Annotated in this window: 20 protein-coding genes and 2 pseudogenes; 4 read left to right on the top strand and 18 right to left on the bottom strand. The window is 71.7% G+C overall.

Features of this window, described 5'->3' with window-relative positions:
• Positions 1 to 2 precede the first annotated feature (2 nt).
• The 12 genes and pseudogenes from HMPREF9062_RS10660 to HMPREF9062_RS10610 form a co-directional block, all read right to left on the bottom strand.
• Entirely contained in the window at positions 3 to 869 is an 867-nt protein-coding gene (locus HMPREF9062_RS10660) for an undecaprenyl-diphosphate phosphatase (RefSeq protein ID WP_009750154.1), read from the bottom strand.
• Between the two features lie 168 nt (positions 870 to 1,037).
• A complete protein-coding gene (gene hisN, locus HMPREF9062_RS10655) occupies positions 1,038 to 1,865 on the bottom strand; it encodes a histidinol-phosphatase (protein ID WP_009750153.1) in 828 nt (275 codons plus the stop codon).
• Between the two features lie 335 nt (positions 1,866 to 2,200).
• Complete coding sequence (locus HMPREF9062_RS10650) at positions 2,201 to 3,256, bottom strand: zinc-dependent alcohol dehydrogenase family protein (protein WP_034254207.1); 1,056 nt, start codon at positions 3,254 to 3,256, stop codon at positions 2,201 to 2,203.
• Between the two features lie 59 nt (positions 3,257 to 3,315).
• On the bottom strand, positions 3,316 to 3,582 hold the full coding sequence (locus HMPREF9062_RS12670) for a winged helix-turn-helix transcriptional regulator (RefSeq protein ID WP_009750151.1): 267 nt from the start codon (positions 3,580 to 3,582) through the stop codon (positions 3,316 to 3,318).
• 47 nt (positions 3,583 to 3,629) lie between these two features.
• Positions 3,630 to 4,001, bottom strand: a complete 372-nt coding sequence (locus HMPREF9062_RS10645; protein ID WP_034254984.1) for an SdpI family protein — start codon at positions 3,999 to 4,001, stop codon at positions 3,630 to 3,632.
• A gap of 272 nt (positions 4,002 to 4,273) precedes the next feature.
• Entirely contained in the window at positions 4,274 to 6,286 is a 2,013-nt protein-coding gene (modB, locus tag HMPREF9062_RS10640) for a molybdate ABC transporter permease subunit (protein ID WP_009750149.1), read from the bottom strand.
• A 252-nt stretch (positions 6,287 to 6,538) separates the two neighbouring features.
• Complete coding sequence (modA, locus tag HMPREF9062_RS10635) at positions 6,539 to 7,540, bottom strand: molybdate ABC transporter substrate-binding protein (protein WP_009750148.1); 1,002 nt, start codon at positions 7,538 to 7,540, stop codon at positions 6,539 to 6,541.
• Positions 7,541 to 7,922: 382 nt separating this feature from the next.
• Positions 7,923 to 8,714, bottom strand: a complete 792-nt coding sequence (gene narI / locus HMPREF9062_RS10630; protein ID WP_009750147.1) for a respiratory nitrate reductase subunit gamma — start codon at positions 8,712 to 8,714, stop codon at positions 7,923 to 7,925.
• Positions 8,711 to 9,472 (bottom strand): nitrate reductase molybdenum cofactor assembly chaperone, encoded by a 762-nt coding sequence (narJ, locus tag HMPREF9062_RS10625; RefSeq protein ID WP_034254982.1) that lies wholly within the window; start codon positions 9,470 to 9,472, stop codon positions 8,711 to 8,713. Before narJ ends, narI begins: the two co-directional genes overlap by 4 nt.
• A gap of 23 nt (positions 9,473 to 9,495) precedes the next feature.
• Positions 9,496 to 11,092: pseudogene (gene narH, locus HMPREF9062_RS10620) on the bottom strand (nitrate reductase subunit beta).
• Positions 11,092 to 14,853: a nitrate reductase subunit alpha gene (locus tag HMPREF9062_RS10615; RefSeq protein ID WP_009750145.1), complete on the bottom strand. Its 3,762-nt coding sequence runs from the start codon at positions 14,851 to 14,853 to the stop codon at positions 11,092 to 11,094. The pseudogene narH and the gene HMPREF9062_RS10615 overlap by 1 nt, the downstream one beginning before the upstream one ends.
• A gap of 109 nt (positions 14,854 to 14,962) precedes the next feature.
• Positions 14,963 to 16,294 carry an MFS transporter gene (locus HMPREF9062_RS10610; protein WP_009750144.1) on the bottom strand — a complete coding sequence of 444 codons (1,332 nt, stop codon included), beginning with the start codon at positions 16,292 to 16,294 and terminating at the stop codon, positions 14,963 to 14,965.
• Positions 16,295 to 16,706: 412 nt separating this feature from the next.
• On the opposite strand from HMPREF9062_RS10610, the gene HMPREF9062_RS10605 reads away from it, so the two are divergent.
• Positions 16,707 to 17,201 (top strand): MogA/MoaB family molybdenum cofactor biosynthesis protein, encoded by a 495-nt coding sequence (locus tag HMPREF9062_RS10605; RefSeq protein WP_050795350.1) that lies wholly within the window; start codon positions 16,707 to 16,709, stop codon positions 17,199 to 17,201.
• Between the two features lie 22 nt (positions 17,202 to 17,223).
• On the opposite strand, the gene mobA is transcribed toward HMPREF9062_RS10605, so the two are convergent.
• The 3 genes and pseudogenes from mobA to HMPREF9062_RS10595 form a co-directional block, all read right to left on the bottom strand.
• Positions 17,224 to 17,880, bottom strand: coding sequence for a molybdenum cofactor guanylyltransferase (gene mobA, locus HMPREF9062_RS10600; RefSeq protein ID WP_009750142.1), 657 nt, complete (start codon positions 17,878 to 17,880; stop codon positions 17,224 to 17,226).
• Entirely contained in the window at positions 17,877 to 18,335 is a 459-nt protein-coding gene (gene moaC, locus HMPREF9062_RS12665; protein WP_253270768.1) for a cyclic pyranopterin monophosphate synthase MoaC, read from the bottom strand. The genes mobA and moaC overlap by 4 nt, the downstream gene beginning before the upstream one ends.
• 165 nt (positions 18,336 to 18,500) lie before the next feature.
• A pseudogene (locus HMPREF9062_RS10595) lies at positions 18,501 to 19,886 on the bottom strand (molybdopterin molybdotransferase MoeA); the annotation flags it as partial.
• 196 nt (positions 19,887 to 20,082) lie between these two features.
• Between HMPREF9062_RS10595 and HMPREF9062_RS10590 the strand changes: the two are divergent.
• Positions 20,083 to 20,529 carry a molybdenum cofactor biosynthesis protein MoaE gene (locus HMPREF9062_RS10590; RefSeq protein WP_009750140.1) on the top strand — a complete coding sequence of 149 codons (447 nt, stop codon included), beginning with the start codon at positions 20,083 to 20,085 and terminating at the stop codon, positions 20,527 to 20,529.
• 63 nt (positions 20,530 to 20,592) lie between these two features.
• Here HMPREF9062_RS10590 and HMPREF9062_RS10585 read toward each other — a convergent pair whose 3' ends face one another.
• The 3 genes from HMPREF9062_RS10585 to HMPREF9062_RS10575 form a co-directional block, all read right to left on the bottom strand.
• Entirely contained in the window at positions 20,593 to 20,868 is a 276-nt protein-coding gene (locus HMPREF9062_RS10585) for a MoaD/ThiS family protein (RefSeq protein ID WP_009750139.1), read from the bottom strand.
• A 158-nt stretch (positions 20,869 to 21,026) separates the two neighbouring features.
• Positions 21,027 to 22,250, bottom strand: coding sequence for a GTP 3',8-cyclase MoaA (gene moaA, locus HMPREF9062_RS10580; RefSeq protein WP_156790025.1), 1,224 nt, complete (start codon positions 22,248 to 22,250; stop codon positions 21,027 to 21,029).
• Between the two features lie 80 nt (positions 22,251 to 22,330).
• Positions 22,331 to 22,633 carry a DUF2249 domain-containing protein gene (locus HMPREF9062_RS10575; protein WP_009750137.1) on the bottom strand — a complete coding sequence of 101 codons (303 nt, stop codon included), beginning with the start codon at positions 22,631 to 22,633 and terminating at the stop codon, positions 22,331 to 22,333.
• A gap of 183 nt (positions 22,634 to 22,816) precedes the next feature.
• Between HMPREF9062_RS10575 and HMPREF9062_RS10570 the strand changes: the two genes are divergently transcribed.
• Together HMPREF9062_RS10570 and HMPREF9062_RS10565 are read left to right on the top strand one after the other, a co-directional pair.
• Positions 22,817 to 24,043, top strand: coding sequence for a hypothetical protein (locus tag HMPREF9062_RS10570; protein WP_253270705.1), 1,227 nt, complete (start codon positions 22,817 to 22,819; stop codon positions 24,041 to 24,043).
• Positions 24,044 to 24,046: 3 nt separating this feature from the next.
• Positions 24,047 to 25,394 (top strand): hypothetical protein (locus HMPREF9062_RS10565; protein WP_083820061.1); only part of this gene is annotated, 1,348 nt, incomplete at its 3' end.

Below are 25,394 nucleotides of genomic sequence, written 5' to 3'. Positions count from 1 at the left end.
TGTCAGGCGGTGACGACGCCGGTGGCGACGAGCACGATGATGACCGCTCCCAGGGCCACGCGGTAGAGGAGGAAACCGGTGAACTTGTTGGAGGAGACGAACTTCAACAGCCAGGCGATCGTCGCGTAGGCGACGATGCCGGAGACGATCGTGGCGATGATCGTGGCGGGCCAGCCGATGTCCGGAGAACTGATGTCTCCGGCGGCCGTGACGGCCTCGAACAGGCCGGCGGCGATGAGGGCGGGGATGCCCATGAAGAAGGACAGACGCGTAGCGGTCACGCGGTCGAAGCGCAGGAACAGGGCCGCCGAGATGGTCGCGCCGGACCGAGAGATACCCGGCAGGATGGGGGAGAGAGCCTGGAAGGCGCCGATGATGAGGGCGTCCTTGACGCCGACCTCGCTCATGCCCCTGCCGGCCGAGGCGTGGGCGGCGCCCGCCGGACCGTCGGAGCGCTGGTCGGCGACCCACATGACGGCGCTCCAGATGATGAGCGCCCCGGCGATGATCCACAGGGAACGGGCGGTGACCTCGATGAAGTCCTTGAGGGCCAGTCCGACGACGGCGACCGGGACCGAGCCCAGGATGATGCCCCAGCCCAGCGTGTAGTCGGGGTCGCCGCGCGCGCCCCTGTTCGCCAGCCCCTTGAGCCACGCCGTCACGATGCGGACGATGTCGCTCCAGAAGTAGACGACGGCGGCCAGGATCGCACCGACCTGGATGACGGCGGTGAAGGCTGTCATGCCCGCGTCGTCGATCTTGTAGCCGAGGAGCTTCTCGACGATGTTGAGGTGGCCGGTCGAGGATACGGGCAGGAACTCGGTGATGCCCTCGACGATGCCGAGGAGGACGGCGTGCAGCCAGTTCATGGGTCTCCCGTCAACAGTACGGTCGGGGAAGCGTTCGGCCTCCCGGGGCAGGTTACCGTGTTGAGACCCGGCTCCCGCGGGGCGCCGTCGTCGTTCTTGTCTCATCGGAGGCGTCCATCGCCAGGCCGACCGTCTCCGGGAGGCGGTCGGTGCGCGGGGCGCGGTCGCTCAGTCGGTCTCCTTAGCGAGCAACTCCAGGACATCGTCGTGCAGCAGGCCGTTGGTGGCGACGGCGTCCCCGCCCCACGGGCCCGCCTCGCCGGTGAGTGAGGTGAAACGACCGCCGGCCTCGGTGACGATCGGGACGAGCGCGGCCATGTCGTAGACCTCGAGCTCGGGCTCGGTCGCCAGGTCGACCGAGCCGGAGGCCAGCAGCATGTAGGACCAGAAGTCGCCGTAGGCGCGCGTGCGCCAGCACTCCTGCATAAGCGAGAGCATGCCGCGCAGGCGTTTGCGCTGCGCCCAGCCGGACAGGGAGGAGTAGGACAGCGAGGCGTCCTCCAGAGCGGCTACGCCGGACACGCGCAGCCGGCCCGCCAGGGCCAGAGACCGCCCGCTCCAGGCGCCGCCCCCCTTGACCGCCCACCACCGTTTGCCCAGGGCCGGTGCGGAGGCCACGCCGAGGACGGCCTCGCCGTCCTCGACCAGGCTGATGAGGGTGGCCCACACGGGCACGCCGCGCACGAAGTTCTTCGTGCCGTCGATCGGGTCGATGACCCATTGGCGCGGCGAGTGGCCCGTCGTCCCGAACTCCTCGCCGAGGACCGAGTCGCGGGTGCGTGCCCGCGAGAGGTAGTCGCGGATGAGGCGCTCCGCCTCTTTGTCGGCGACGGTGACCGGGGTCAGATCCGGCTTGGTCTCGACCTCGAAGTCCTGGGCGTCGAAGTGCGTCCGGGTCAGAGGATCGACCTGGTCCGCGATCGTGTGGGCCAGGTGCAGGTCGTCGCGCCAGCGCCGATCGGCCGTCGGCGGTGCGGGAGAGGCCGGGGTACTCATACGTCGAGGGTAACGGTGATGGGGCGCCTTCACCCGCGGCGTGTCCGGCGGATCATCCGGGACGACGACGCCCGGAGCGCCGCCAGACGCTGATCGCGCGCGATGCGGTGGTACGCCGCCGAGCGGATCCGAGCATTTCGAGCATGGAGAGTTCCCCACCGGCGGTGAAGGCGAACTCGATTATCGCGAGCGGTACCCGGCGCGCAGGGCTCTGCGCATCACCGTGAGTCTGTTCGAACCGGTCGGAGATAGTGATCCTGGAGGACGAGCTCTGAGGACCCGGTCGACAGAATTCGACGAGGCCGATCCGGGCGTACGGGCGGTGCGGATGCCGCTCAGACCTCCAGCAGCACCTTGATGGCGCGCCGCTCGTCCATCGCCGCGTAGCCCTCGGCGGCCTCCTCCAGCGGCAGACGCATGGTGAAAACCCTCCCCGGATGGATCTCGCGCTTGAGGATCCGGTCGATGAGGTCGGGCAGGAAGCGGCGCACCGGTGCGGGACCGCCCAGCAGAGTGACCTCGGCGAAGAACAGGCTGGACCCGTCCAGAGTCACGTCGTGGGCCACGCCGACGTATCCGACATGCCCGCCCGGCCTGCACGAGGCGATGGCCTGGTCCATGGAGACCTGGTTACCGACGGCCTCGACCACGCCGTGCGCCCCGTAGCCGTCGGTCAGCTCCTTGACCTCGGCCGCACCCTCCTCGCCGCGTTCGGCGATGACGACGTCGGCCCCGAACTCGCGGGCGAGCGCCGCCCGGTCCTCGTGGCGGGAGAAGGCGATGACCCTCTCGCTGCCGAGGGCCTTGGCCGCGAGCACGGCGGACAGGCCCACCGCGCCGTCGCCGACGACGGCGATCGTCCTGCCGGGTCCGGCCTCGGCTGCCACGGCGCCGAACCATCCGGTGCCGAGCACGTCGGAGGCGGCCAGCAGGTCGGCCATGACCTCGGGGTCGTCGGGCTTGCCGCCGGGCACGACGACGAGCGTGCCGTCGGCCTGGGGCACGCGCGTGTACTGGGACTGCGTGTCGCCCATGAAGCCGCCGTGGATGCAGCGGGACTGGAAGCCGGAGCGGCAGATCTCGCAGGTGTTGTCCGAGACGCAGAAGGAGCCAACGACGAAATCGCCGATCTTGACGTTCGTCACCTCGGAGCCGATCTCGACGACCGTGCCGACGTACTCGTGCCCCATGGGGCGGGCCTTGTCGACGGGCTGGATGCCGCGGTAGGGCCACAGGTCGGAACCGCAGATGCAGGCGGCCTCGATCTTGAGAACGGCATCGGTGGGCTCGACGACGCGCGGGACCTCGCGGTCTTCGACGCTCACCTTTCCGGGGGCGCGCATGATGACGCCGCGCATGGTTGTGGGCAGGGCAGGGATTGTCGTGGTCATGAAGTCCTCCGTAACCGGCCTCCGATGGTGCTCGGAGGCCGCTGGAAGCGTACAGGGCGTCATCGGCGTCTTCCAGGCACTCCCAGGACTCCCCATCGGGCGTGTCGGGGCGCGGCTCGTACCGAGAGCGGTGAGGGCGTAGACGACTCGGGGCGGGATCTCGGCGTGAACGGTGCGGGTGACGATGCCGTGCGCTTCGAAGCGGGGCAGCCGGCCGTCGACGTGTGAGGGCTGATACCGGGCAGGGCCGTGCGCAGCTCGGTGAAGCGGCGCGGACCGTCGAGCGGCTCGCGGACGATGAGGGTGGTCCACGACTCGTCCTTCACTCCGGCTCCTCCCTGCAGGTTTCTTCACTCTCGTCGCAGGAGCCTGCTCACGCATCCTTCGGCAGCGTCGCGGCGCACCTGCGGGCCTGAACGTGAAGGATCGCGATACCGGCAGTCGTCTGCACCAGCATGACGATTATGGGGATCAGGATCGAGATCGTCTCGGGCATGGCCGCCTGGATGGCGAACAGGAGAGCCGAGTCGATGAAGACCGCACCCATTCCCATGGTGGCTGTGGCGCACCGGGCCTGCATCGTGTACCAGTTCTCCTCGGAGCGCAGAGCGATCTGGTAACGCACTCCCGCCCACAAGTTCGGCGGGAGCCTGCGCTGCGACATCCGGCGCCCTAACACCACGAGTATGACTCCGGCCGAGCACAGGAACAGGCTCATGAGTACGGAAAATGCTGTCTCAACCATCATGTCCTTCGTTGTTCGTCCTTGCTTCCGTCTCCGGGAGTGTGTCCCTGTGCTCGCCCCGCCATCATCGGCGATGGAGCCCCTGTGGATCCAGTTCGCCGCGTTGCCGCCCCGACCATCGACGAGGAGCGCAGCACTCAGCGGCTGCTGGGGATTACGCCGCGCTCGCTTGAGGCCTGGCTGAGAGGCGCGGGGTGCGAGATCGCTCAAGGCGAGGGAGCGGCGGCGAACGGGCGCCCGCCCCTCGAGTCGCGTCAGCATCGTCGGAACCGTCAGCACTGCCGATCCGGTTGGTGAGAATGAGCTGGGAGCACTCGCACCTGCACGGCCTTGACCACGGCCTCGAGACGGCGCTCGGCCTTGATGCCGAGCTCGGCGACGGCACCCGCAGTCACCGCCGCCGTCAGGCACTGGTCGGCCTCGGTCCGCAGTGAGACTGTCACGAGCGCCCCGCTGCGCTCCAGGTCGGTGACGGTGACCGTCAGGGTGTTGCGGGGTGAGCCATGCGGGACTGCTCCGCCCTCCGACGCCGGGTACAGGGCGACAGCATCCGGGGGGACGAGGGCCAGGCCGGGCCCGCCCGCAGCGGCTCGCCCCCAGTCCTCGCCGGGCCGACCGGTGACGAGTGCCCCGTTCTCAAGACGCAGAGCGGGGGAGGCGGGGTCACCCTCGAGCGTCCCTGTCAGCACGGAGGTGCCCGTCAGGCGGGCGGCGAAGTCCGAGGTCGGGGCGGTGAGCACCTCGGCAGCTGATCCGTATTCGGCCACGCGGCCCCCCTGAAGGACGATGACGTCGTCGGCCAGCGCCGTCACGTCCAGGATGTCGTGAGTGACCACCAGGACCGTGAGCCCCTGCTCGGCCGTCCGGCGGGCGACCAGGGCGCGCATCTGCGCCCGGGCGGTGACATCGAGAGCCGCCATGGGCTCGTCCAGGACCAGCAGGGCCGGGTCCGTGGCCAGGGCTCGGGCCAGCGCCACGCGCGCCGACTGCCCTCCCGACAGCTGCGAGCCGCGACGGTCGGCGAGGTGATCGGCACCCACGGCGGTCAGCTCGGCGCGGGCCCGGGCGCGGGCGGCGCGCACACCGATGCGTCGGCAGCGCGGGCCGAAGGCGACGTTGTCCAACGCGCTCATGCGGCCGAAGACTCCGGGGGACTGCGACAGCAGCGCGACGCCGCGCCGACCGGCGGGCACGAAGCCGCCGGGACCGTCCAGCAGCCGTTCGCCCAGGCGCACCCGACCGCCGTCGGCGTCGAGCAGGCCCGCCACGACCTCGCACACGGTCGATTTGCCCGAACCGTTGGGTCCGATGAGCGCCGCCGTGCGCCCCGCACCCACCTCCAGATCCACGTCGACATCGCGGACGGCGGAGGCGAAGGACACGTGCAGGTCCCGGCCGCGGGGCGCACGGCGGCCGGCCTCGGCGCCGTCGACGCCACCGGTTCGGGCGGGGCGGACCGGTCGGGCGGTGCGGCCCGCCCGCGCCGGATCGGACGGCGTCGCCCCGCCGCGATGAGGCGGTCGGGGCAGACGGGCCACGGCGGAGGGCCAGGAGACGTTCGTCGCTCCCACGATGATGAAGGACATCGCGATGAGTACGACCGCCAGCGCCAGGGACGTCGCCGTGTCGCTTTCCCGCTCCAGGTAGATCGCCAGCGGCATGGTGCGCGTGACGCCCTCCTTGGAGCCGGCGAAGGCGATGGTCGCCCCGAACTCGCCCAGACTCCGGCCCAGAGCGAGTGCCGTCCCCCGCACGAGGGCCGGCCCCACCAGCGGCAGGGTGATACGGGTGAGCACTGTCCACTCGCGCGCGCCCAGCGTCCGGGCGATCGTCTCAGCGTGGGTGTCGCGCGAGCGCAGCGCCGCCTCGAGGGTCACGACGAGGTAGGGCATGGACACGAAGACCTGGGCGATGACGACGGCGGTGGTCGTGAAGGAGATCTGCACTCCCAGAGCCTCCAGGGTCGACCCGAGCATGCTCCGTTTGCCCAGTGTGGACAGCAGAGCGATGCCGGCCACCACCGGGGGCATGGTCATGGGCAGCACGGTCAGGACGCGTCCGATGCGCACGCCCGGCCATTGGCGCGAGAGAAGAAGAGCCAGAGGCACTCCCAGAACCACGCTGATCGCGGTCGCGATCAGACAGGTCCGCAGCGACAGGCCGAGCGCCCGAGTCGCCGCATCGGACATCAGCAGGGTCGGCAGCTCGGTCCAGGACACGCGCGTGCCCACCCCGACGAAGGGCAGCACGATCGCGCAGGCGCCCAGGAGCGCCAGGGCGAGCACGGGTGCCGGGAGGCGGGTGCGCGCAGCGCGCGAACGACGGCGGGGGCGGGAGCGGCCTGTTCGGGAAGGACCGCCCGCAGCGGTCGAAGGGGAGGAGACGCGGAGTGTCACGGTGCGAAGCCTGGCATGTCACGCGGGCCGGCGCCCGCGAGAGCGCGAGAGGGAGGCCGGCCCGCGCCGAGGAGCCGGTGAGGAGCCGCAGAGCCGCCAATCGCGGGGAAGAGGACGGATGCGCCTGCAACCGGCTCGCGGTCAGCCGCTCTCGGTCCCCGACTCGGCCTGCGCGGACTCGGTCGGTTCGGTTGATTCGGCGTCCGCCGGCGTCTCGGATTCGGCTGACTCGGCTGATTCGGCGTCCGCCGGCGTCTCGGATGCGGCCGGCTCGGCTGATTCGGCGTCCGCCGGGGTTTCGGATGCGGATCCCGCCGGGGCGCCGAAGCCGTAGCCCCGCAGGATCTCCTGGCCCTGATCGGAGAGCACGAAGTCAATGAATGCCTGCGCGCCCTCGGAGTTCGCGGCTGCGGCGGTCATCGCGATCGGGTCGTGGTTGATGATGCCCAGGTCCGGGATCGTGATCTCCTCGGTGCCGGCGGAGCCGGTCGAGGCGACGGCGTCCGTGGTGTAGACGATCCCCGCCTCCGCCTGTCCGGACTCGACCTTGCCGCGCACGTCAGAGACCTTGGACTCCTCCGAGTCCGGATCGAGGGTCACGCCGGTGGCCCTCTCCATCTCCTCGGTGGCGTGGCCGCAGGGGGCCTGGCTGTTGCAGACGGTGAGATCGACGCCCTCGGCGTTCAAGGACTCGTCAAAACCGGTGATGCCGCCGGGGTTGCCCGCAGGGACGAGAATGCTCAGCACGTTGGTGGCGAACTCCCGCTGCTCGCCCACCAGGTTCTGACCGGCGGCGTCGTCCATGGTCTGGGTGTCGGCGGTGGCGAGCACGTCGGCGGCCGAGCCCTCGGACAGATTGGAGACGAGATCCTGGGATCCCTGGAAATCGAAGCTGACCGAGGCGTCGGGGTTGGCCTGTTCGAAGGCCTCGGCGATGTCCTGATAGGCGCCCTTGAGCGATGCCGCGGCGAAAACCGTGATCTCGCCGGTGACAGCCGTGCCGCCCGAGGCGGTGGAAGCGTCCCGGGCCTCGGACGTCGGAGTTGAGGAGCTCGTCGAGTCGGAGGCGCCCCCGCACGCGACGAGCGAGGCGGCGGAGACGAGTGAGAGTGCACTAACGGCCAGGCGGTGCGAGAGGCGCATGGGGATCCTTTCGGTTCAGTGCGATTGCGAGGTTGAAGCCGCGGACTTCAGCCCCGGTGCCAGACCCCGGGCTCCGTCCCCCGTCGTGCTGGTGCGCACGGGGTCGAACGACACTGCGGTCATGGTAACCGGCGAATCCGGGGGAAGGCCGGGTTCTGAAGTGCCGTCGTGTCCGGTCCCGCCGGCCCCGGTCTTCGGCGGACGCGTCGGCGGGACAGCGGTGGAAGATCGACGCTGAAGCAGCCGAGCGGCTCCTCTCCCCGCGGCAGGCGCATCCATGACTCTCGGAGTCGGCGCCAGGGTAACGCGGCTGCGCAGACGCGCAGACGCGTGCGCGGTCTTCACCGCGGCGATCCTCCCAGCGGCCCTCCGGATGATCTGATCACGCCCCCTGCGAGGGCGTGAGGTCGTCGGCCCCCTGATTGCCGGTGCCCTGAGTGCGCACGGGCGTCCACCCCCGGTGCGCGACGGTGGTCGCCGTCGCCCCCGCCCGGGAGCGGTAGACGACGTAGGGCCGGGTCACGTAGCCCACCGGCGCGGAGACGACGTGGACCAGACGGGTGAAGGGCCAGATGGCGAACAGGAGCAGGGCCGCCGCGATGTGCAGCTTGAAGATCAGCGGCACATCGGCCATGAGCTCCGGCTGCGGGTCCAGCAGCAGGATCGAGCGGAGCCAGGGGCTAATGGTCTCGCGGTAGTCGTAGCCGTGCGAACCGCCGAACAGCTGGGTGGAGATCGTCGCCCACGCCCCCAGGCAGATCGGCAGGACCAGAAGGACGTACATGATCTTGTCGTTCGTCGTGGTCGCCAGCCGCACCGACGTGACCACGAAGCGCCGGTAGAGCAGCCCGCCCAGACCCACCAGCGTCATGAGACCGGCCGCAGTGCCGGGAATGACCGCCATGAGGTGGTAGACGTGCTCGGGGATGCCGACCGCCTGCGTCCAATCCTTGGGGACGAGCAGACCCATGACGTGACCGGCGGCCACGAACAGGATGCCGAAGTGGAACAGGGGGGAGGACCATCGCAGGATCCGCGACTCGTTCCACTGCGAGGACCTGCTCGTCCACCCGTACTGGTCGCTGCGGTAGCGCCACACGAGACCTGCGATCAGGAGGAGGAACGACGCGTACGGCAGGGCCGTCCACAAGAAGTACTGTTCGAAGGCGGTCATGATCGACGCTCCCGGGACGCGGACTGGGTGAGTGAGACGAGAAGGTCCGGGCCGGCGGCGGCATGGGCCGCCGCGGCGATCGGCGTGGAGGGGAAGGGCAGCGTGTCCGTGACCCCGACGGTCTCGGTGGGGGGCCCGGCGGCCACCAGCGCCCGCACCCGGTCGGCCGTGGCGGCGTCGATCTCGGGCAAGGTCATGGAGACCGCCTCCACGAGGCGGGCGTAGGGGGATCCGGCGTCGACGAGGGCGCTGCGCAGCACCTCGATGCCCTCGCGGTGGCTGGACAGCAGGGTCTGCGCGACCTCGTCCCCGCTGCGCGCACTCAGCTCCAGGACCACCGGCAGGTAGTCGGGCAGTTCGTCGACCGCCATCTCGTAGCCGGCCGCCGACAGGGCCTGCTTGAAGGCCAGCAGCGCCGCCCCGCGGTGACGGGTGTCTCCCACCGCGTAGTAGGTCAGGTACAGGCAGCAGCGCCGACGTCGGTCGAAGGTCTCGACGTAGTGCTCGGCCAGCGCCCGCGGTCCCCGCGAACGGGCTGCATCCATGAAGGCCTCGATGGGGGCGGCGACCTCGGCGGGCGGGGCGTCAGGCCCGGCCAGAGCGGCTCCGACCGCCCGGAGGCGCCCGTCCAGGACGTCCTCGCCGGGGTAGTCCAGGAGGAGGGAAGCGGCCATGTGCGCTGTCGCCCGCTGAGGGGCCGTGAGCGCAACCGGGTCCGGCGGGGTCAACGGGTGCGGGGCGCGCACGAAGGACGGCACGGGGACCATCATGCGGGCCACGGTCAGCGTCCTCCGCCCGCCGGGCCCGCCCCGGTCAGACCCGGGCCCGCGGAGGGCACGGGGTCGCGGCGCATCGTCGGCAGCGGCAGCGCCACCGGGGCGGAGCCCGACTGCCCGTGGAAGGAGGCGGCGTCGCCGTGGCAGCCGGCTGGGGCCCCCTCGCCCAGGAGCGTGCGCACATCCTCGCCCATGGCCTTCATGCCGCGGGGAACCTCCGGCTTGGTGGTGGGGATGACGTAGCGGTCGTCGTACTTGGCGATGGCCAGCAGACGGTACAAGGCCTCCACCTCCTCCCCGTCCAGGCCCACCGAGGCGGCGATGGCGGGGTCGGCCTCGCGACCCAGTCGAACCTCGCGCATATGCGAGCGCATGGCGGCCAGACGCCGCAGGGAGCGCTCGACCGGGCCCGTATCCCCGGCGGTCAGCAGCCCCGCCAGGTACTCCAGCGGGATGCGCATCTCCGCCACGGCCGTCAGCAGCACCTTGTGGTCCTCCCCGTCCAGGCCCGCGGCCGCGACCTCGTCGACGACGGGGCTCAGCGGCGGGATGTACCGTCCGGTACTCGGGGTGCAGCGGCAGGGCCACCTCGTAGGTCTCGATGAGGTCCCAGATGGGCGAGTCCTGGGCGGCGGTGATCCAGCTGGCGGGGATGCCCTCGTCGCGGGCGGCGCTGATGACCTCCGGGTCGCGGGGGTCCAGAAGAATCTCGCGCTGGGCCGCATACAGATCCTGCGGGTCCGGGGTGGCGGCCGCCTGGGAGACGCGATCGGCGTCGTAGAGCAGGACGCCGAGGTAGCGCAGCCGTCCCACGCAGGTCTCAGAGCACACGGTCGGCTGGCCGATCTCCAGGCGCGGGTAGCACAGGGTGCACTTCTCGGCCTTGCCGGTGACGTGGTTGAAGTAGACCTTCTTGTACGGGCAGGCGGATACGCACATGCGCCAGCCGCGGCAGGCGTCCTGATCGACCAGCACGATGCCGTCCTCGGCGCGCTTGTACATGGCGCCCGACGGGCAGGCGGACACGCAGGTTGGGTTCAGGCAGTGCTCGCAGATGCGCGGCAGGTAGAACATGAAGGTCTGATCGATCTGCGTGGCGACCTTCCGACTCATGCCGGTCAGGACCGGGTCGTCGGCCATCGTCTCGGTCGAGCCGCCCAGATCGTCGTCCCAGTTGGGCCCCCACGCGATCGTGGGCATGTACTCGCCGGTGAGCTGGGACTTGGCCCGGGCTACGGGGAGGGTGGGGGAATCCTTGGGGGCCGACAGCAGCTTGTCGTACTCGTACGTCCACGGCTCGTAGTAGTCCTCGACGCCCGGCATGTCCGGATTGGCGAAGATCTGCGCGAGCCTGCGCAGGCGCCCGCCCGAGCGGGGCACCAGGCGTCCGCCCGAGGTGCGCGTCCAGCCGCCGCGCCACCGCTCCTGGTTCTCCCAGCCCCTGGGGTAGCCGACGCCGGGACGGGTCTCGACATTGTTGAACCACATGTACTCGGTGCCCTCGCGGTTCGTCCACGCCTGCTTGCACGTGACCGAGCACGTGTGGCAGCCGATGCACTTGTCGAGGTTCATGATCATCGCGATCTGGGCCATCACCTTCATCAGAAGGTCACCTCCTGGTCGGTGCGACGACGGATGAGGGTGACCTCGTCGCGATTGTTACCGGTGGGGCCGATGTAATTGAAGGCGTAGGACAGCTGAGCGTATCCGCCCGCGAAATGGCTGGGTTTGAGCACGATGCGGGTCAGCGAGTTGTGCGTGCCCCCCCGGCGCCCGCTGGACTCGGTCACCGGGGTGTTCATGGTGCGTTCCTGGGCGTGGTGCATGAAGACCGTGCCCTCCGGGATGCGATGGGAGACCACGGCGCGCGCCGCCACAATGCCGTTGCGGTTGTAGGCTTCCACCCACTCGTTGTCCCGCACTCCGATTTTATCGGCGTCGGCCGGGCTCATCCAGATGGTCTGGCCGCCCCGGCCCAGGGTGAGCATGTAGAGATTGTCGTAATACTGGGAGTGAATGGCCCACTTGTTGTGGATCGTCAGGTAGCGCACGGCCACCTGCGCGGTGCCGGCCTGCGAGGCGGATACCGACCCGGGGGCGGCCTCCCCGTACAGGCAGGCGAAGTCGAGCGGCGGGCGGAAGGTCGGCAGGGACTCCCCCATGTCGCGCATCCAGTCGTGGTCGAGGTAGTAGTGCATGCGGCCGGTCAGGGTATGCCACGGCTTGGCGTGCTCCACGTTGACGACGAAGGCGCTGTAGCGCCGGCCCCCGTGCTCGGACCCCGACCACTCGGGGGTGGTGATGACCGGCTGGGGTTTGATCTGGGTGTCGGCGAACGTGATCTGCCTGCCGGCCTCCTCCTCGCTCAACTCGACCAGCGGGGTCCCGGTGCGTTTGGACAGCGTCCTCCAGCCTTGGGTGGCCAGGCGGCCGTTGGTCGCCCCCGACATGTGCATGACGGCGTCGCCGGCCTTGATCGGGGTGTCGATGAGGGGACGGCCCGCTCCGGCGCCGCGGCCGGTGCCGTGGGCGCGGCGCAGCTCGTCCATCTCCTCGTCGGCGATGAGCATGATGCCCTTGGCGGGGATGCCCGGCTTCTCCACCAGTGGCCCGACGGTGTCGAACTTGTTGAGGATCTGGGTGTAGTCGCGCTCGACGGCCACGAGTTTGGGCATGGTCACCCCCGGCATCCACTGCTGCGGCAGCGCGGAGACGTCCCCGTGCGCCATGGTCATGGCGTCGGGGGTGTCATGGCTCAGCGGCACGGGGATGATGTCGGTCTGGGTGCCCAGGTACGTCGGCGCCCAGGCGCTAACCATGCCCGCCAGCCGGCGGTAGATGTCGAAATCGGACCGGGCCTGCCACGGCGGATCGATGGCCGCGTTGAAGGAGTGGATGAACGGGTGCATGTCCGTGGTCGCCAGATCGTACTTCTCGTACCAGGTGGCCGCCGGCAGCACGACGTCGGAGTGCAGCGTCGTTGAGGTGTTGCGGAAGTCCGCCGTCCATATGAGGTCGAGCTTGCCCTCGGGGGCCGGCTCGCGCCACGTCATGGATGCCGGACGGCGACCCTCGGGGGTCTCGGTGGCATTGACGTCGCCGCCCGCGCCCACCATGTGACGCAGGAAGTACTCGGTGCCCTTGGCGGACGAGCCCAGCAGATTGGTCCGCCAGGAGGCCAGAATGCGGGGGAAGTTCTCGGGGGCGTCGGGGTCCTCTGCGGCGAAGCGCAGCTCGCCGCGGGTCAGCTGGTCGACGACGTAGGCCGCCGGCTTCATACCGGCCTCCTCGGCCTGCCGGCCCAGCAGCAGCGGGTTGCGGTTGAAGGTCGGGTACGACGGCGTCCAGCCGCGCCTCATGGCCTCGACCATCGTGTCCGCCGTCGTCTTGCCGGCCAGCGTCCCCGCGCCCAGCGGCGAGGCGAGGCGCTCGGCGGGGGTGTCGTCGTAGCGCCACTGGTCGGTCGTCAGGTACCAGAACCCGGTGGAGATCATCTGGCGGGCTGGACGCTGCCAGTCCAGGGCGAAGGCGAATTGCGACCAGCCGGCGATGGTGCGGACCTTCTCCTGGCCCACGTAGTGGGCCCAACCGCCGCCGCCCACGCCCTGGGTGCCGCACATGGAGGTCAGTGCCAGGATCGCGCGGTAGATCTCGTCTGCGTGGTAGTAGTGGTTGATGCCGGCCCCCATGAGGATCTGGGAGCGGCCCCGGGTCTCGACGGCGTTGACGGCGAACTCGCGGGCCACGCGGATCATGGCCGGCCCGGGTACGCCGGTGAGCTCGCTGGCCCATGCGGGGGTCCCCGGTGCAGTGGCGTCGTGGTAGTCCTCGGGCCATCGGCCCGGCAGCCCCTTCCGCTCGACGCCGTAGTTGGCCAGGAGCAGGTCGTAGACGGTGGTCACCAGCCGGCCGTCGGCCAGCCGGGTGGCGGGCACGCCCCGGTGCAGGACGCCGCCGCCCACGGAACCCGCGGTCGTGGTGGAGCCGGGCAGGTCGAAGCGGGGCAGGAGCACCTCGACCCCGCGGACCGAGACGCCCGTCGCGTCCAGCTCGGCGATGCTCATGATGGGACGGACTCCCTCCATGAGGAGGTTCCATTTGCCCTCGCCCTCGGGGGTGAAGCGGTCGGCGAGCGTCCCGCCCGGGTCAGCCGGTCCGCGCTGGCGGTCCCACACCAGGGGTCGGAACTCGTTCTTGGGGGCTCCCTCGGCGACGCCCGGCACCGAGTCCGCCGTCACGAAACGGCCGGGAACGTATCCGGTGCCGTCGGACGTGGTGTCCAGCTCGAGGAGGAAGGGGGCGTCGGTGTGACGGCGCATGTACTCCAGGAAGTACGGCTCGTGCCCTTCGACGTGGAACTCCTTGAGGATGACGTGGCCCATGGCCATGGCCATGGCGCCGTCGGTACCGGGCGCCACGCGCAGCCATTGGTCGGCGAACTTAGTGTTGTCGGCGTAGTCGGGGGAGACCACGATGACCTTCTGACCGTGATAGCGGGCCTCGGTCATGAAGTGCGCGTCGGGGGTGCGGGTCAGCGGAACGTTCGAACCCCACATGATGAGGTACTGGGAGTTGTACCAGTCGCCTGCCTCGGGGACGTCGGTCTGGTCCCCGAAGACCTGCGGGCTGGCGGGGGGCAGATCCGCGTACCAGTCGTAGAAGGACAGCATGGTGGCGCCGATGAGCTCGTGGAAGCGTCCGCCCGCCCCGTAGGAGAGCATGGACATGGCCGGGATGACGGAGAAGCCGGCGCAGCGGTCCGGGCCCCAGGTGCGGATGGTGTGGACGTAGGCGGCGGCGATGATCTCCATCGCCTCGTCCCAGCCCACGCGCACCATGCCGCCTCGCCCGCGGGCGGATTTGTAGGCTCGGGCGGTCGCCGCGTCCCCGGTGACCTGCGCCCAGGCGGCCACGGCGTCACCGTCGTGACGGGCCCGGGCGGCGCGGAAGGCGTCCAGCAGCGCGCTGCGCACGTACGGGTAGCGGATGCGCGTGGGGGAGTAGGTGTACCAGGAGAAGGCCGCGCCGCGCGGGCAGCCGCGGGGCTCGTACTCGGGCATGTCCGGGCCCGTGGTGGGGTAGTCGGTGATCTGCTTCTCCCACGTGATGATTCCGTCGGTGACGTAGACCTCCCAGGCGCATGAGCCGGTGCAGTTGACCCCGTGAGTGGAATGGACCATCTTGTCGTGGCTCCACCGGTGCCGGTAGAAGGTGTCGGCCTCGCGGCCACCGGTGAGGAACAGGCGGCGGGCGTCGGAGCTGGCTTTGCCGTGACGCAGGTAGGAACCCAGGGCGAGCAGGCCGGGGGCGCGCTCGACCTGCGTGTCGGGTCCGGCGACGAGGGGGTCGGTGGAGGCGGTCATTGCGGATCTTTCACGGTGGCGGTCGGTGGGCCCCGGGCGGTGGTCGACGCGGTTGACGACGGACGGGGCGCTGCGGGGCCGGGCGGACTCCGCCGTCGTCGGAGACGGGTCAGCCGGGGAAGGGCGCTCCCGGGCGGGCGTAGCGGATCCAGCAGATGACGGCGCACAGGGCCGAGTAGGCAGCGCAGATCCAGAACCAGACGGCGGCATCCATCGCCGACAGGGCCACGCCCACGAAGAAGGGGCCGAAGCAGGCGACGGCGGCCGTGAAGCCGATGGCGCCGCCCGCCTGTCGCTTGGGCATGATCATCGGCATCTGCTTGAAGGTGCCGGCGTTGCCGATGCCCGCGAAGAAGAACATGACGAGCATGGCCCACAGGAAGGGTCTGAAGGCGGAAGGGCTGTCCGGGTGCAGGTAGAGCGCCGCCCAGCCCAGGGTGATGGCCATGCCCACGGCCGAGACGAAGGTCCAGAAGCCTCCCGACACCCTGTCGCACAGGGGCCCCCACGCTACGCGGACGAGTGAGCCGATGAGAGGGCCGAGGAATGCGTAGGTGGCTCCCAGCGGCAGGTTCTGGTAACCGGCCTGCGCCAGCGAGGAGGAGGCGCCGAAGGTGTTGTTGATGAGCAGGCCGAACTGGGCGGAGAAGCCGGAGAAGAGTCCGAAGGTCAGCACGTAGAGCAGCGTCATGCACCACGTATTGGCGTTGCCGAAGATATCGATCTGCTGGCGGATATTGGCCTTGACGGGCACGTCCTTGAGAAGCGTGAAAGCGAGCACCGCCGCCAGGATCGTCCAGGGCACGAAGAAGATGGCGGCGTTGTGCACGAAGATCGCGTGGTTATCCGCTTCGCGCTGCGGAGCGATGAAGGCGATGCCCAGCAGACCGAAACCCATGAGCCAGGGGCCGACCATCTGGATGATCGACATGCCCAGGTTGCCCAGACCCGCCTGGACGTTGAGGGCCGTGCCCGACAGCCGCTTGGGGAAGAAGTAGCCGGTCGAGGGCATGTAGCCGGAGAAGGTGCCCCCGCCGATGCCGCACAGGAAGGACAGGAGCAGCAGCACGAGGTAGGGGGTGGAGGTGTCCTGCACGGCGAAGAACCAGCCGAGCATGGGGATGAGGTAGAGCAGGGAGGAGATGCCGATGAGCCTGCGGGTGCCCATGATCGGCGGCAGGAACATGTAGATCAGGCGGATGAGTCCGCCGGACAGGCCCGGCATGGCCGTCAGCCAGTAGAGCTGGCCCGCGGTGAGGTCGAAGCCGATGAGCTTGAGCTTCGGGGCGATCGCCGAGACGAGGAAGAAGACGCAGAAGGCGATGACCATGGAGAAGGTCGTGATCGCCAGGGTCCTCCAGGCGATTCCGGCATCCCAGCTCTCGGGCTCCTCCGGATTCCAACCGGAGAGGACGCGACCTGTGGTGTCGAGCTTGCTCATGGGGCTCCTGTGGGCGTGGGGACGGCGCGCGGCCGGGCGTCGGGCCGGGTCGTCCGGGACGGTCATCACCGGGGAGTGTTCCGGTGGCTGAGACCAGCCATTATGGCCGGGGCGGAGCGGCCGACGGGGCGCGGCGGCGCGACCCCGTCGTTCCAGTGTTCGACAGGAGAATATTTTCACGGAGCGCGCCGTTTATTGCAAGCGACGCGTATGCTAATGGACGACGGCACGGTCGCCGCAGCCCCGTTACGGTGGTCCCATGAGTCAGTTCCAGCCCCCGTCCCGCTCCCGCCGCCGGGTCCGCCCCGCGTCGGGCGCTGCGGCGTCCCCGCCCGATTCCGAGTCCGGGCCCCAGCCCGGCCGGGAGGCCGATTCGGACTCCGCCCCCGTTCCCCAGAAGTCTCTCCAGCCACTGCCCGAGCCGGTCAGGGGGGCGGTCATCACCGTCTCCGACCGCTGCGCCGCTGGGACCCGCGAAGACCGCTCGGGGCCGCTGGCCGTGCGGCTCCTGGCCGAGCACGACGTCATTGTACGGGCGGCGCGGATCGTGCCCGACGGGACCGAGCCGGTGCGCGAGGCCATCGAGGAGGCCGTCACCGCAGGCGCCCGGGTGGTGCTGACCACCGGAGGCACCGGGGTTACCCCGCGCGACCTTACCCCCGAGGGCACCGCCCCCCTTCTCCAGGCGCGCCTGGAGGGCATCGAGGCGCAGATCCGCTCCCACGGTCTGAGCAAGACGCCGTTGGCCGGCCTGTCCCGGGGGCTCGTGGGAGTCACGGGGCGCGGGGCCGGAAGCGCACTGGTGGTCAACGCCCCCGGGTCGCGGGGCGGGGTCGCGGACACCGTGGCCGTCGTCGGCCCGCTCGTGCCCCACGTCCTGGAGCAGCTCGGAGGCGGCGACCACTGACCCCGGCCCGCCCGGACCGGCGTCAACCGTCCGCGTCCCAGGCGCGCACCTCCTCCCAGGTGTCGAGGTCGTGGGCCGCGCGGCCTAGGGCGCCTAGGTCGACGTGCGCGACCGCCAGCCGGCCGAGGACTCGGCGCACCGGCGCATTCCGCAGCCCCGCGCCCCCCGGGGCGACGCACTCCGACAGCGCCACGGTGCGGTAGACGCCGAGCAGGTACTGGACGCGGTCCGCTTCCCGGACGCAGGCCCCGTCACGGGCGTCCCCGCCCTGTCGGACCTCGGCGATCAGGGCCGGCAGGGCGCGCCAGGATTCGGGGGCGTCGCAGGTGACGACTCCGGTCAGCGCCGAGGGCCCGGGCGCTCGCGCGAGGCGGGCGAGGCCGGCGGCGAGGCCGGCGACCGGGCCTCCGAGCGGAGGGTCCTCCAGCGCCCGCAGCACGCCGGGGGGCAGAGCGACCTCCTCGGGCGCCACGACGACGACACGGCCCGGCGGCCCCTCGGCGCCGCCCGTTGTCGAGGCCGAGGGGGCCAGTCCCGCCAGCCCCGCCAGCACGTGGTCGAGCAGCCGGGCGCCGCGCGCGACGACGTCGGGCTTGCGGGCGCCGCCGAGGCGCCGTCCGGTCCCGCCGGCGAGCACGACGACGTCCACTGCCGCCGGGCCGGCGGGCCTCTCGCTCATGCGGGCGCCCCGTCGCCGTCCGCGTCCGCGGGACGCGTCCAGGTGCCCGAGCGGCCCCCCGACTTCTCTGTCACCTTGGCTTCGCGCAGCGCTACGGCGCGATCCACCCCCTTGACCATGTCGATGACTGTCAGGGCGGCGACCGTCGCCGCGGTCAGGGCCTCCATCTCCACGCCCGTGCGGTCGGCCGAGCGCACGTTCGTGGAGATGCGCACGCCCGCCTCCTCGACTGTCAGGTCCACCCGGCAGCCGTGCACGCCGATGACGTGCGCCAGCGGCAGCAGCTCGGGGACCCTCTTGGCGGCGGCGATACCCGCCACCCGTGCCACGGCCAGCACATCCCCCTTGGGGATCGTGCCCTCGCGCAGCGCGGCGACGATGTCCGACGAGCAGGAGACGAAGGCGGTCGCGCTCGCGGTGCGCACCGTCGGGGTCTTGGCGGTCACGTCCACCATGAGGGCGGCGCCGGTATCGTCCACATGGGGCAGGCGGATCCGGGGAGGGTCGGTCGGCGGATCGGCGGGGGCGGGGGCGGCGATGCGCGCGGGCGAGGCCGGCGGGCCGAGCGACGGGCGGCCGCCGCCCGGCATCGTCGGGGTGGTCAGGGCGATGAGGCCGACCTCGTCCCCCACGTCGACGGCCGGTGCGTCGGCGTCGACGACGGCGAGCGCCTCGGCCGTCGGCAGAGAGGCCACCAGGTGCGAGCCCGAGCCCAGGCGGTGGGTCGGTTCCACCCACGGCGCCGTCCGCGCCCCGGCGCGTTCGTCGACTCCGGCCGGGGCGTCGACGAAGCGCACGGGGACGTGCTGGCGTCTGCCGGCGGGCGTGCGCCAGGACACGGCGGCGCGCGCCCGTCCCGGTTGTCCGCCGCCACGCCCTCCGGCCGCGGCGGCTGTGCCGGTCGTGATGTTCCTGTCGGTCGGGCCCGTCCCGGGGCGCCCGACGCCGTCATGGCCGGTGCCGGGTCCGGTGCTGTGTCCCGCCAGGAGCGCCAGGGCCGGGGCGACGATCGTCGTGAAGGAGACGAGCACGCTCACCGGGTTCCCCGGCAGGGTGATGACGGGCACCCGACGGTCGCTCGCCCCGCCGTCTTCGATACGTACCGTGCCGTATCCCTGCGGTTTGCCCGGCTGCATGGCGACCTTGGCGACGTGCAGCCGCACTGCGCCGGCGTCGCCTCCGCCGCCCTCGCTCGCCAGCATGGTCAACGGGTCGAAGGCGCCGGCGGACACGCCGCCGGAGGTAACGATGAGATCGGCGTCCCGCGCCGCCCCGATGAGAGCGGCGGCCAGTGAGGCGGCGGTGTCACCGCTGCGGGAGACCGAGGCGAGACTGGCACCGTGCTCGGCGACCAGTCCGGCCAGCAGCAGCGAGTTGGAGTCGGGGATGGCTCCGGCGGGCAGCGCCCGGCCGGGGTCGACGAGCTCGGCGCCGGTGGACACGACGGCGACTCGAGGGCGCGGTACGGCGCGCACCGTTCCCAGGCCGACCGAGGCGAGGGAGGAGATCGCCGCCGCCGACAGGAGCGTGCCGGACGCCAGGACCGGGTCGCCGGCGCCGAGGTCCTCGCCCGCGTACCGCACGTGGGCGCCCGGAGCGACGGCAGTGCGGATCTCGACCTCGGCCGGCAGGGGGCGGGGCCCGGGGGCCTGGTCGGTGTCCTCGACCTTGACGACGGCGTCCGCGCCTTCGGGGAGCATGGCGCCGGTCATGATTCTCTGGGCGGTTCCCGGGGCCAGGGGGGCGGGGGCGGCTCCGGCCGGGACGTCCGCGGCCACGGGCAGGACGACGGGTGCGTGCGGCGCGGCGGAGTCGGTGTCCCGGGCCCGCACCGCGTAGCCGTCCATCCCCGAGTTCGTCCACGGCGGCACGCTCAGCGCCGCCACGACGTCCTGGGCCAGGATCAGGCCGTGCGCCTGCGTCAGGGGGGTGTCGGTTGCGGCCAGGGGCGTCAGCGTGGCGAGGACCTGGGCGAGGTAGTCCTCCGGGCTGAGCAGCTCGGACATGATTCTCCTTTCGGGCGGGTGGGCGGCGGCGCGGCGGGTCGCCCGGGGCCGGTGCTCATCATGCCCGTTCGCCGGGCCGGCGGTGCACGGTGCGGGCGGGTGAGCGGGGGCGGCCGGGCGCTGTTCGTCTCCGGTGCGCGGTCGTGTAGCGTCCGGCGCGGGGCCCGTGCGCCGTGCGCGGGCGAGAGGAGCGCCCATGGTTGAGCCGAGCACTCGGACGAGCGCACGTGTCGTGCGGGCCGAGATCACCTGTGCGCCGGTGTCGGTGGCCGGGCTCGCAGCCGCCGTTGAGGATCAGGCGGCCGGTGCCGTCGTCACCTTCGACGGGATGGTGCGCGATCACGACGGCGGTCGGAGCGTGAGCGGCGTGGCCTACTGCGCGCATCCGAGCGCCGGGGGGATCGTCGCCCGGATCGCCGACGAGGTCGCCGGCCGGCCCGGGCTGCGGGCGCTCGCCGTTGTTCACCGGGTCGGCGACCTGCGGGTCGGGGACACCGCGCTGGGCGTCGCCGTCAGCGCCGATCACCGCGCTCCCGCCTTTGAGGCCGTCCGTGAGGTCGTCGAGGAGGTCAAGAGGCTTCTGCCGGTGTGGAAGCATCAGCTCTTCGCCGACGGCGCGCGCGAGTGGTCCAATATCGCGTGATCTCCCGGTGGGCGGGGCCGGTCGGCGCGGGTCCGCCCGTCCGTGTGCGACGGCGCTGCGCGCTCAGCCCCCCGCGAAGGGCGGCAGGACGTCGATTCGGTCGCCGTCGGCCAGGGGCGTCAGCGAGTCCGCCGGCGTCGACAGGGCGTTGACGAGGTAGCTGGAGACGCTGATGATCCGGGCCATCGCCAGTCCGCGGCCGGCCAGCTGCTCGCGCAGCCCCGCCAGGGTGGTGCCGTCGGGCACCTCGAGACGCTCCTCGGTGCGGGTGGCGGCTTCGGCGGCCGCGGCGAAGTAGTGCACCTCGACGGCGACGGTCTCGTGGTGCGGGGCGGGCATGGCGCTCCTTTTCATTGAGTCGTTTTCATTGAGCCGTTGGCGTATCGGAACTGGCGGGATGGTACGGCCGGGGCGGGCACGGCGCAGGGTACGGCCGGGGCGGGCACGGCGCAGGGTACGGCCGGGGCGGGCACGGCGCACGATACGGCCGGGGGCGGTCAGCCGCCGATGGCCGACATGGTTCGGGCGGGCTGTACGAAGTCGCCGGCCGTCTGCTCCGGTGCGTCGATGCCGTGGGCCAGTGGCTTGCGCCAGGTCGCCTCCGCCCACAGGCGGATGAGGTCGTCGTCGCTCGCGCCGGCGCGCATGGGGCCGCGCAGGTCCGTTTCCCGGGCGGAGAACAGGCAGGTCATGAGTCTCCCGTCGGCGGTGATGCGGGTGCGGTCGCAGTCGGCGCAGAAGGGCGCGGTGACCGAGGCGATGATTCCCACCGTCCCGGCCGGGTGGGCTCGCCCGTCGCGGTCCGTGCCTGCGGCGACGTCCCACACGGCCGCCGGGCGGCGGTCGGGGCGTCCTCGGGCGCGCAGTGTGAAGCCCGCGGCTCTCAGGGTCTCCAGCACGTGGTCGGCTCCGACCACGTCCTCGGCCCGCCAGGATTCGCGGGGCCCCAGCGGCATGTGCTCGATGAAGCGCAGGCTCCACCCGCGACGCAGGCACTCGCCCAGCAGCCGGGGGGCGCGCTCCGCGAGTGCGTCGGGCAGGGCTACGGCGTTGATCTTGATCGGCGACAGGCCCGCCGCTCGGGCTCCGGCCAACCCGCGCAGGACGTCGGCGAGGCGGTCGCGGCGTGTCACGCGGGCGTATTCGGCCGGGTCCAGGGAGTCGATCGAGACGTTGACCCGGTCCAGCCCCGCTTTTCGCAGGCCGGTGGCGCGCCTGTCCAGCCCCAGTCCGTTGGTCGTCAGACCGATGTCGGGTTTGTTCCCGTCGCGTCGCGTGCGCAGTTCCGCCAGCGCGGCGACGATTTCCTCCAGATCCTTGCGCATGAGCGGCTCCCCGCCGGTCAGGCGGATGCGCTCGATCCCGAGGCGCTCGACGGCCAGTCGAGCCAGCCGCGCGATCTCGGCGGCTTCGAGCAGGCTGGGGCCGGGCAGCCATGCGAGGCCGGCGGCGGGCATGCAGTAGGTGCATCGCAGGTTGCAGCGGTCCGTGATCGACAGGCGCAGGTCCCGCACGGTGCGCCCGTAGCGGTCGATCAGGCGGTCGGGGACCGCCCCGTCCGCCGTCAGCGGCGCCTGGGCGGGCGCGGACGGCTTTCGGACCCGCCCGCAGCCCATCGCCCTCTCCGACGCAACGCGCACCGACGGCGCGGGCAGCGCCGCTCGGGTTCGGGTGCGCTCCGCCGATGCGGCGGCGCGACCGTCGTCAGGAGGGGGGGTCATGAACCGAGGATACGGGTCGGGTCGGACGGGTGCGCCTGCGGCCGGACTCCTGTTCGCTCGGCCGACCGCGGGGCGGGTCCTCAGGCGACGCGCAGGATCTCGACGCGGGCGAAGCCGTCCTCGGCCTCCAGAAGCGTGTGCTTGAAGGTGAAGGGCAGCTGGTCGATCTGAGTGAGCAGCGGCGTGGGCACGTGCGGGGCGAGTAGGTCGAAGCCCTCGCCCACGTTCAGCGAGGAGGCGGCGCCGATCACGGCCGCATGGCGCAGGCGGTGGGGGATCGGGCGGGCGTCGAGGGTCAGGCGGTCGGAGTCGTGCTCTCCGCAGCCGCAGCCCCCTCCGGCGTGCTTCTCCTGGATCGGAATGAGGTTGGGGCTCTCGCTCATGGCACTCTCCTTGGTGTCGTTGCCGTTGGTATCAGTGGGTGGTCGCCGTTGCCGGCGCGCCGAGCGTGAGGGTCCTGCGTCCTACGACTGTCCGGCGACGTGAGCCGGAGCGCGCCGTGAGACCATTGCCCGGTCTGCCACCACTTTATTACGGTGAGTGATGTGGAAAAAAGTGAGGCGAGTGTGTCGAAGGACCCACGTTCGACTGCCGTCGTCGGGGCTCCGCGCGCGTCCTCGGCGTCGTCCGCGCCGTCCCGTCCCGCGGACGCGCGCCTGGCTCCCAGGCTCGTGGCTCTCGCCCTGGGCGGGGCGTGCGTCCTGGCGGGTCTGGACGCCGCGCTGCTGCGATTGGGCGTGAGTGCGCCGGTGAAGGGGACCGCGCTCGCGGCCCTCCATGGACCGCTCATGCTCGTCGGCTTCCTGGGCACTGTTATCGCGCTGGAGCGGGCCGTGGCCGCGCGCACCGCGTGGGCGTTCCTCGCTCCGGCCGGCAGTGCCCTGGGCTGCCTGACGCTGCTCGCCGGGGGGCCCGGCCCTCTCGGCCGGGCTCTCGTGCTGGTCGGAGGGCTGGCGCTGTGCGCGGTCTACGTGCGCGTCCATCGGCGGGCCGCCTCCGTCGCCGTCGACATCGAGGCCATGGGAGCCATCGCCTTGGCGCTGGGGGACCTGCTGTGGCTGCGCGGCTCGGCGGTTGAAGCGTGCGTCCCCCTGTGGCTCCTCCTGCCCGTCCTGACCATCGTCGGCGAACGGCTCGAGCTGGCCCGCGTCGCCTTCCTCGACGAGGTGGTCGAGGAGACCGTGCGCGCCCTGTCCGCCGCAGCTCTCCTGGGGGCCGCCCTGCTGAGCGTGACCGGAGCGGCCCGCCTCCTCAGCGGCCCGGCCCTGCTCGCCCTGGCCGTCGTCATGACCTGGTACGACGTCGCCCGCCGCACGATCCGCGCCGCCGGGGCCGTGCGCTTCGCCGCCGCGTCCATGCTCGCCGGCTACCTCTGGCTGGCCGTGGCCGGACTGGTCTGGAGTCTGAGCCCTTTGAGCGCGGGGTCGGGGACCGAGTACGACATTATCATCCACTCGATCACCCTCGGTTACGCCTTCTCCATGATTCTGGCCCACGCTCCCACGATCGTCCCAGCCGTCATCCACCGTCGCCTGCCCTACCACCGTCTCATGTGGCTGCCTTACGCCCTGCTGCATGCCGGGTTGGCGGTGCGGGTGGTCTGCCTGGCCCGCGGCGCGGACGCGGGGTGGCGGGCGGGCGGCGTCATCGGCGTCGTCGCCGTGCTCGCCTTCCTTCTGCTGACCGTCTCCCGTGTCGTCGCCTCGGGGCGGATCGACGCGCCCCCGCCCCGGCCCACGTCGACCGGATCCGGTCGGGCCGCCCGCCCCGCCGGTCCCTCGCGGGAGGCGTGAGAGATGCCCGTCCCGATGGGAGCCCCCGGCGGATCCGGTCGTTCGAGCGACCGGCAGGGCGGGAACCGCGCGTCCACCGCCGCGCCCGGCGCGCGCAGGCCCCCGGCCCGGCGTCACGCCCGGCGCACCACCCAGGTGCGGCGCAACGCCGTCGTTCTGGGATGGATCGTGCTCGCCGCCGTGCTCGCCGTCCTCGTGATCGGCGGCCCGCTCGCCTCCTGGGGAACCTGGCTGCCGCTGCACGCCCTCCTGCTCGGCGGCATCGGTTCGGCCATCACCGTGTGGTCGGCGCACTTCGCCGACACCCTGCTGCACCGCCCCGCGCTCGGCGGGGCCGTTCTGCTCGACATCCGCCTATACGCCCATGGAGCGGGCACGCTCCTCGTCCTGACTGGGATCACGGCGAGTGCGCAGGCGCTCGCCCTGGCCGGGGTGGCGGTCGTCGTGGGCGCCGCCTTGACGGGCGTGCTGGCCATCGCCGTGCAGTACCGGCGCGCCGTCGCTCCGCGCCTGGCGGCCCTGGCCGTCCATTACGCCGTCGCTCTCGTGCTTCTCGCAGCCGGTGCCGCTCTGGGCTATCTCACCAGCTGGGCTCAGGCGCGGGGCTCGGCGCACGCCTCCGACGTCTTCTACGTGGCCCACACGACCACCATGGTCCTCGGCTTCGTCGGCACCACCGTGCTTGGCACTCTCACCGTGCTGTGGCCCACCATGCTGCGCACCAAGATGGAGCCGGAGGCGCCGCGGTGGACCTCCCGCGGTCTGCCGCTGATCGTTCTCGGCGCCGCCCTCATGGCATTGTCCGGGCTGGGGGCGCCGTTGGCGGGGGCGGGCGCGGTGGTCTACCTGGTTGGGGCCTGCGGGGTCCTCGTCCCCGCCTTTCGCACCGCTCGGCGTGTGCCGCCCACGTCCTTCGCCACCGCATCGGCGGCCGCCGCCGTCATCTGGTTCCTCGCCTGCGTGGTGTGGATGGGCGCCGGTATCAGCACCTCGGCGCTGGACGGCGGGGGGATCGCCGGCGACGCATCGGCGGCCCGCGACGTCATTCATGCGGTGCGCGTGCCTCTGGCGGCCGGATTCGCCCTCCAGATCCTCGCCGCGGCCCTGAGCTACCTGACTCCCGTCATGCTCGGCGGAGGGCCGGCGACCACGCGCACCACTAACGCCATCATGGATCGGGCCGCCGCCTACCGCGTCGTGACCGTCAACGCCTGCCTCCTTCTGGCGGTGCTGGCCGTCCTGCCCTGGCAGGTGCGGTTGAGCGGTGCCGTCACCTCCGGCGCCGTCGCCGCCTACGTCCTGGTCGGCATGGGACTGTCCGGCCGTGAGCTCGTGCGCCGCGCCCGCGGGG

It is taken from the genome of Actinomyces sp. oral taxon 448 str. F0400 (assembly GCF_000220835.1).
Taxonomy (GTDB): domain Bacteria; phylum Actinomycetota; class Actinomycetes; order Actinomycetales; family Actinomycetaceae; genus Actinomyces.
The sequence above is the reverse complement of the archived record's forward strand: the minus strand, read 5'-3'. Positions and strand labels throughout refer to the sequence as shown.

Excerpts from the sequence above, each read along its gene's own strand:
- HMPREF9062_RS10660 (WP_009750154.1), bottom strand. The coding sequence starts at position 869 with ATGAACTGGCTGCACGCCGTCCTCCTCGGCATCGTCGAGGGCATCACC.
- hisN (WP_009750153.1), bottom strand. The coding sequence starts at position 1,865 with ATGAGTACCCCGGCCTCTCCCGCACCGCCGACGGCCGATCGGCGCTGG.
- HMPREF9062_RS10650 (WP_034254207.1), bottom strand. The coding sequence starts at position 3,256 with ATGACCACGACAATCCCTGCCCTGCCCACAACCATGCGCGGCGTCATC.
- HMPREF9062_RS10645 (WP_034254984.1), bottom strand. The coding sequence starts at position 4,001 with ATGGTTGAGACAGCATTTTCCGTACTCATGAGCCTGTTCCTGTGCTCG.
- modA (WP_009750148.1), bottom strand. The coding sequence starts at position 7,540 with ATGCGCCTCTCGCACCGCCTGGCCGTTAGTGCACTCTCACTCGTCTCC.
- narI (WP_009750147.1), bottom strand. The coding sequence starts at position 8,714 with ATGACCGCCTTCGAACAGTACTTCTTGTGGACGGCCCTGCCGTACGCG.
- HMPREF9062_RS10615 (WP_009750145.1), bottom strand. The coding sequence starts at position 14,853 with ATGACCGCCTCCACCGACCCCCTCGTCGCCGGACCCGACACGCAGGTC.
- HMPREF9062_RS10610 (WP_009750144.1), bottom strand. The coding sequence starts at position 16,294 with ATGAGCAAGCTCGACACCACAGGTCGCGTCCTCTCCGGTTGGAATCCG.
- mobA (WP_009750142.1), bottom strand. The coding sequence starts at position 17,880 with ATGAGCGAGAGGCCCGCCGGCCCGGCGGCAGTGGACGTCGTCGTGCTC.
- moaC (WP_253270768.1), bottom strand. The coding sequence starts at position 18,335 with ATGGTGGACGTGACCGCCAAGACCCCGACGGTGCGCACCGCGAGCGCG.
- HMPREF9062_RS10590 (WP_009750140.1), top strand. The coding sequence starts at position 20,083 with ATGGTTGAGCCGAGCACTCGGACGAGCGCACGTGTCGTGCGGGCCGAG.
- HMPREF9062_RS10585 (WP_009750139.1), bottom strand. The coding sequence starts at position 20,868 with ATGCCCGCCCCGCACCACGAGACCGTCGCCGTCGAGGTGCACTACTTC.
- moaA (WP_156790025.1), bottom strand. The coding sequence starts at position 22,250 with ATGACCCCCCCTCCTGACGACGGTCGCGCCGCCGCATCGGCGGAGCGC.
- HMPREF9062_RS10575 (WP_009750137.1), bottom strand. The coding sequence starts at position 22,633 with ATGAGCGAGAGCCCCAACCTCATTCCGATCCAGGAGAAGCACGCCGGA.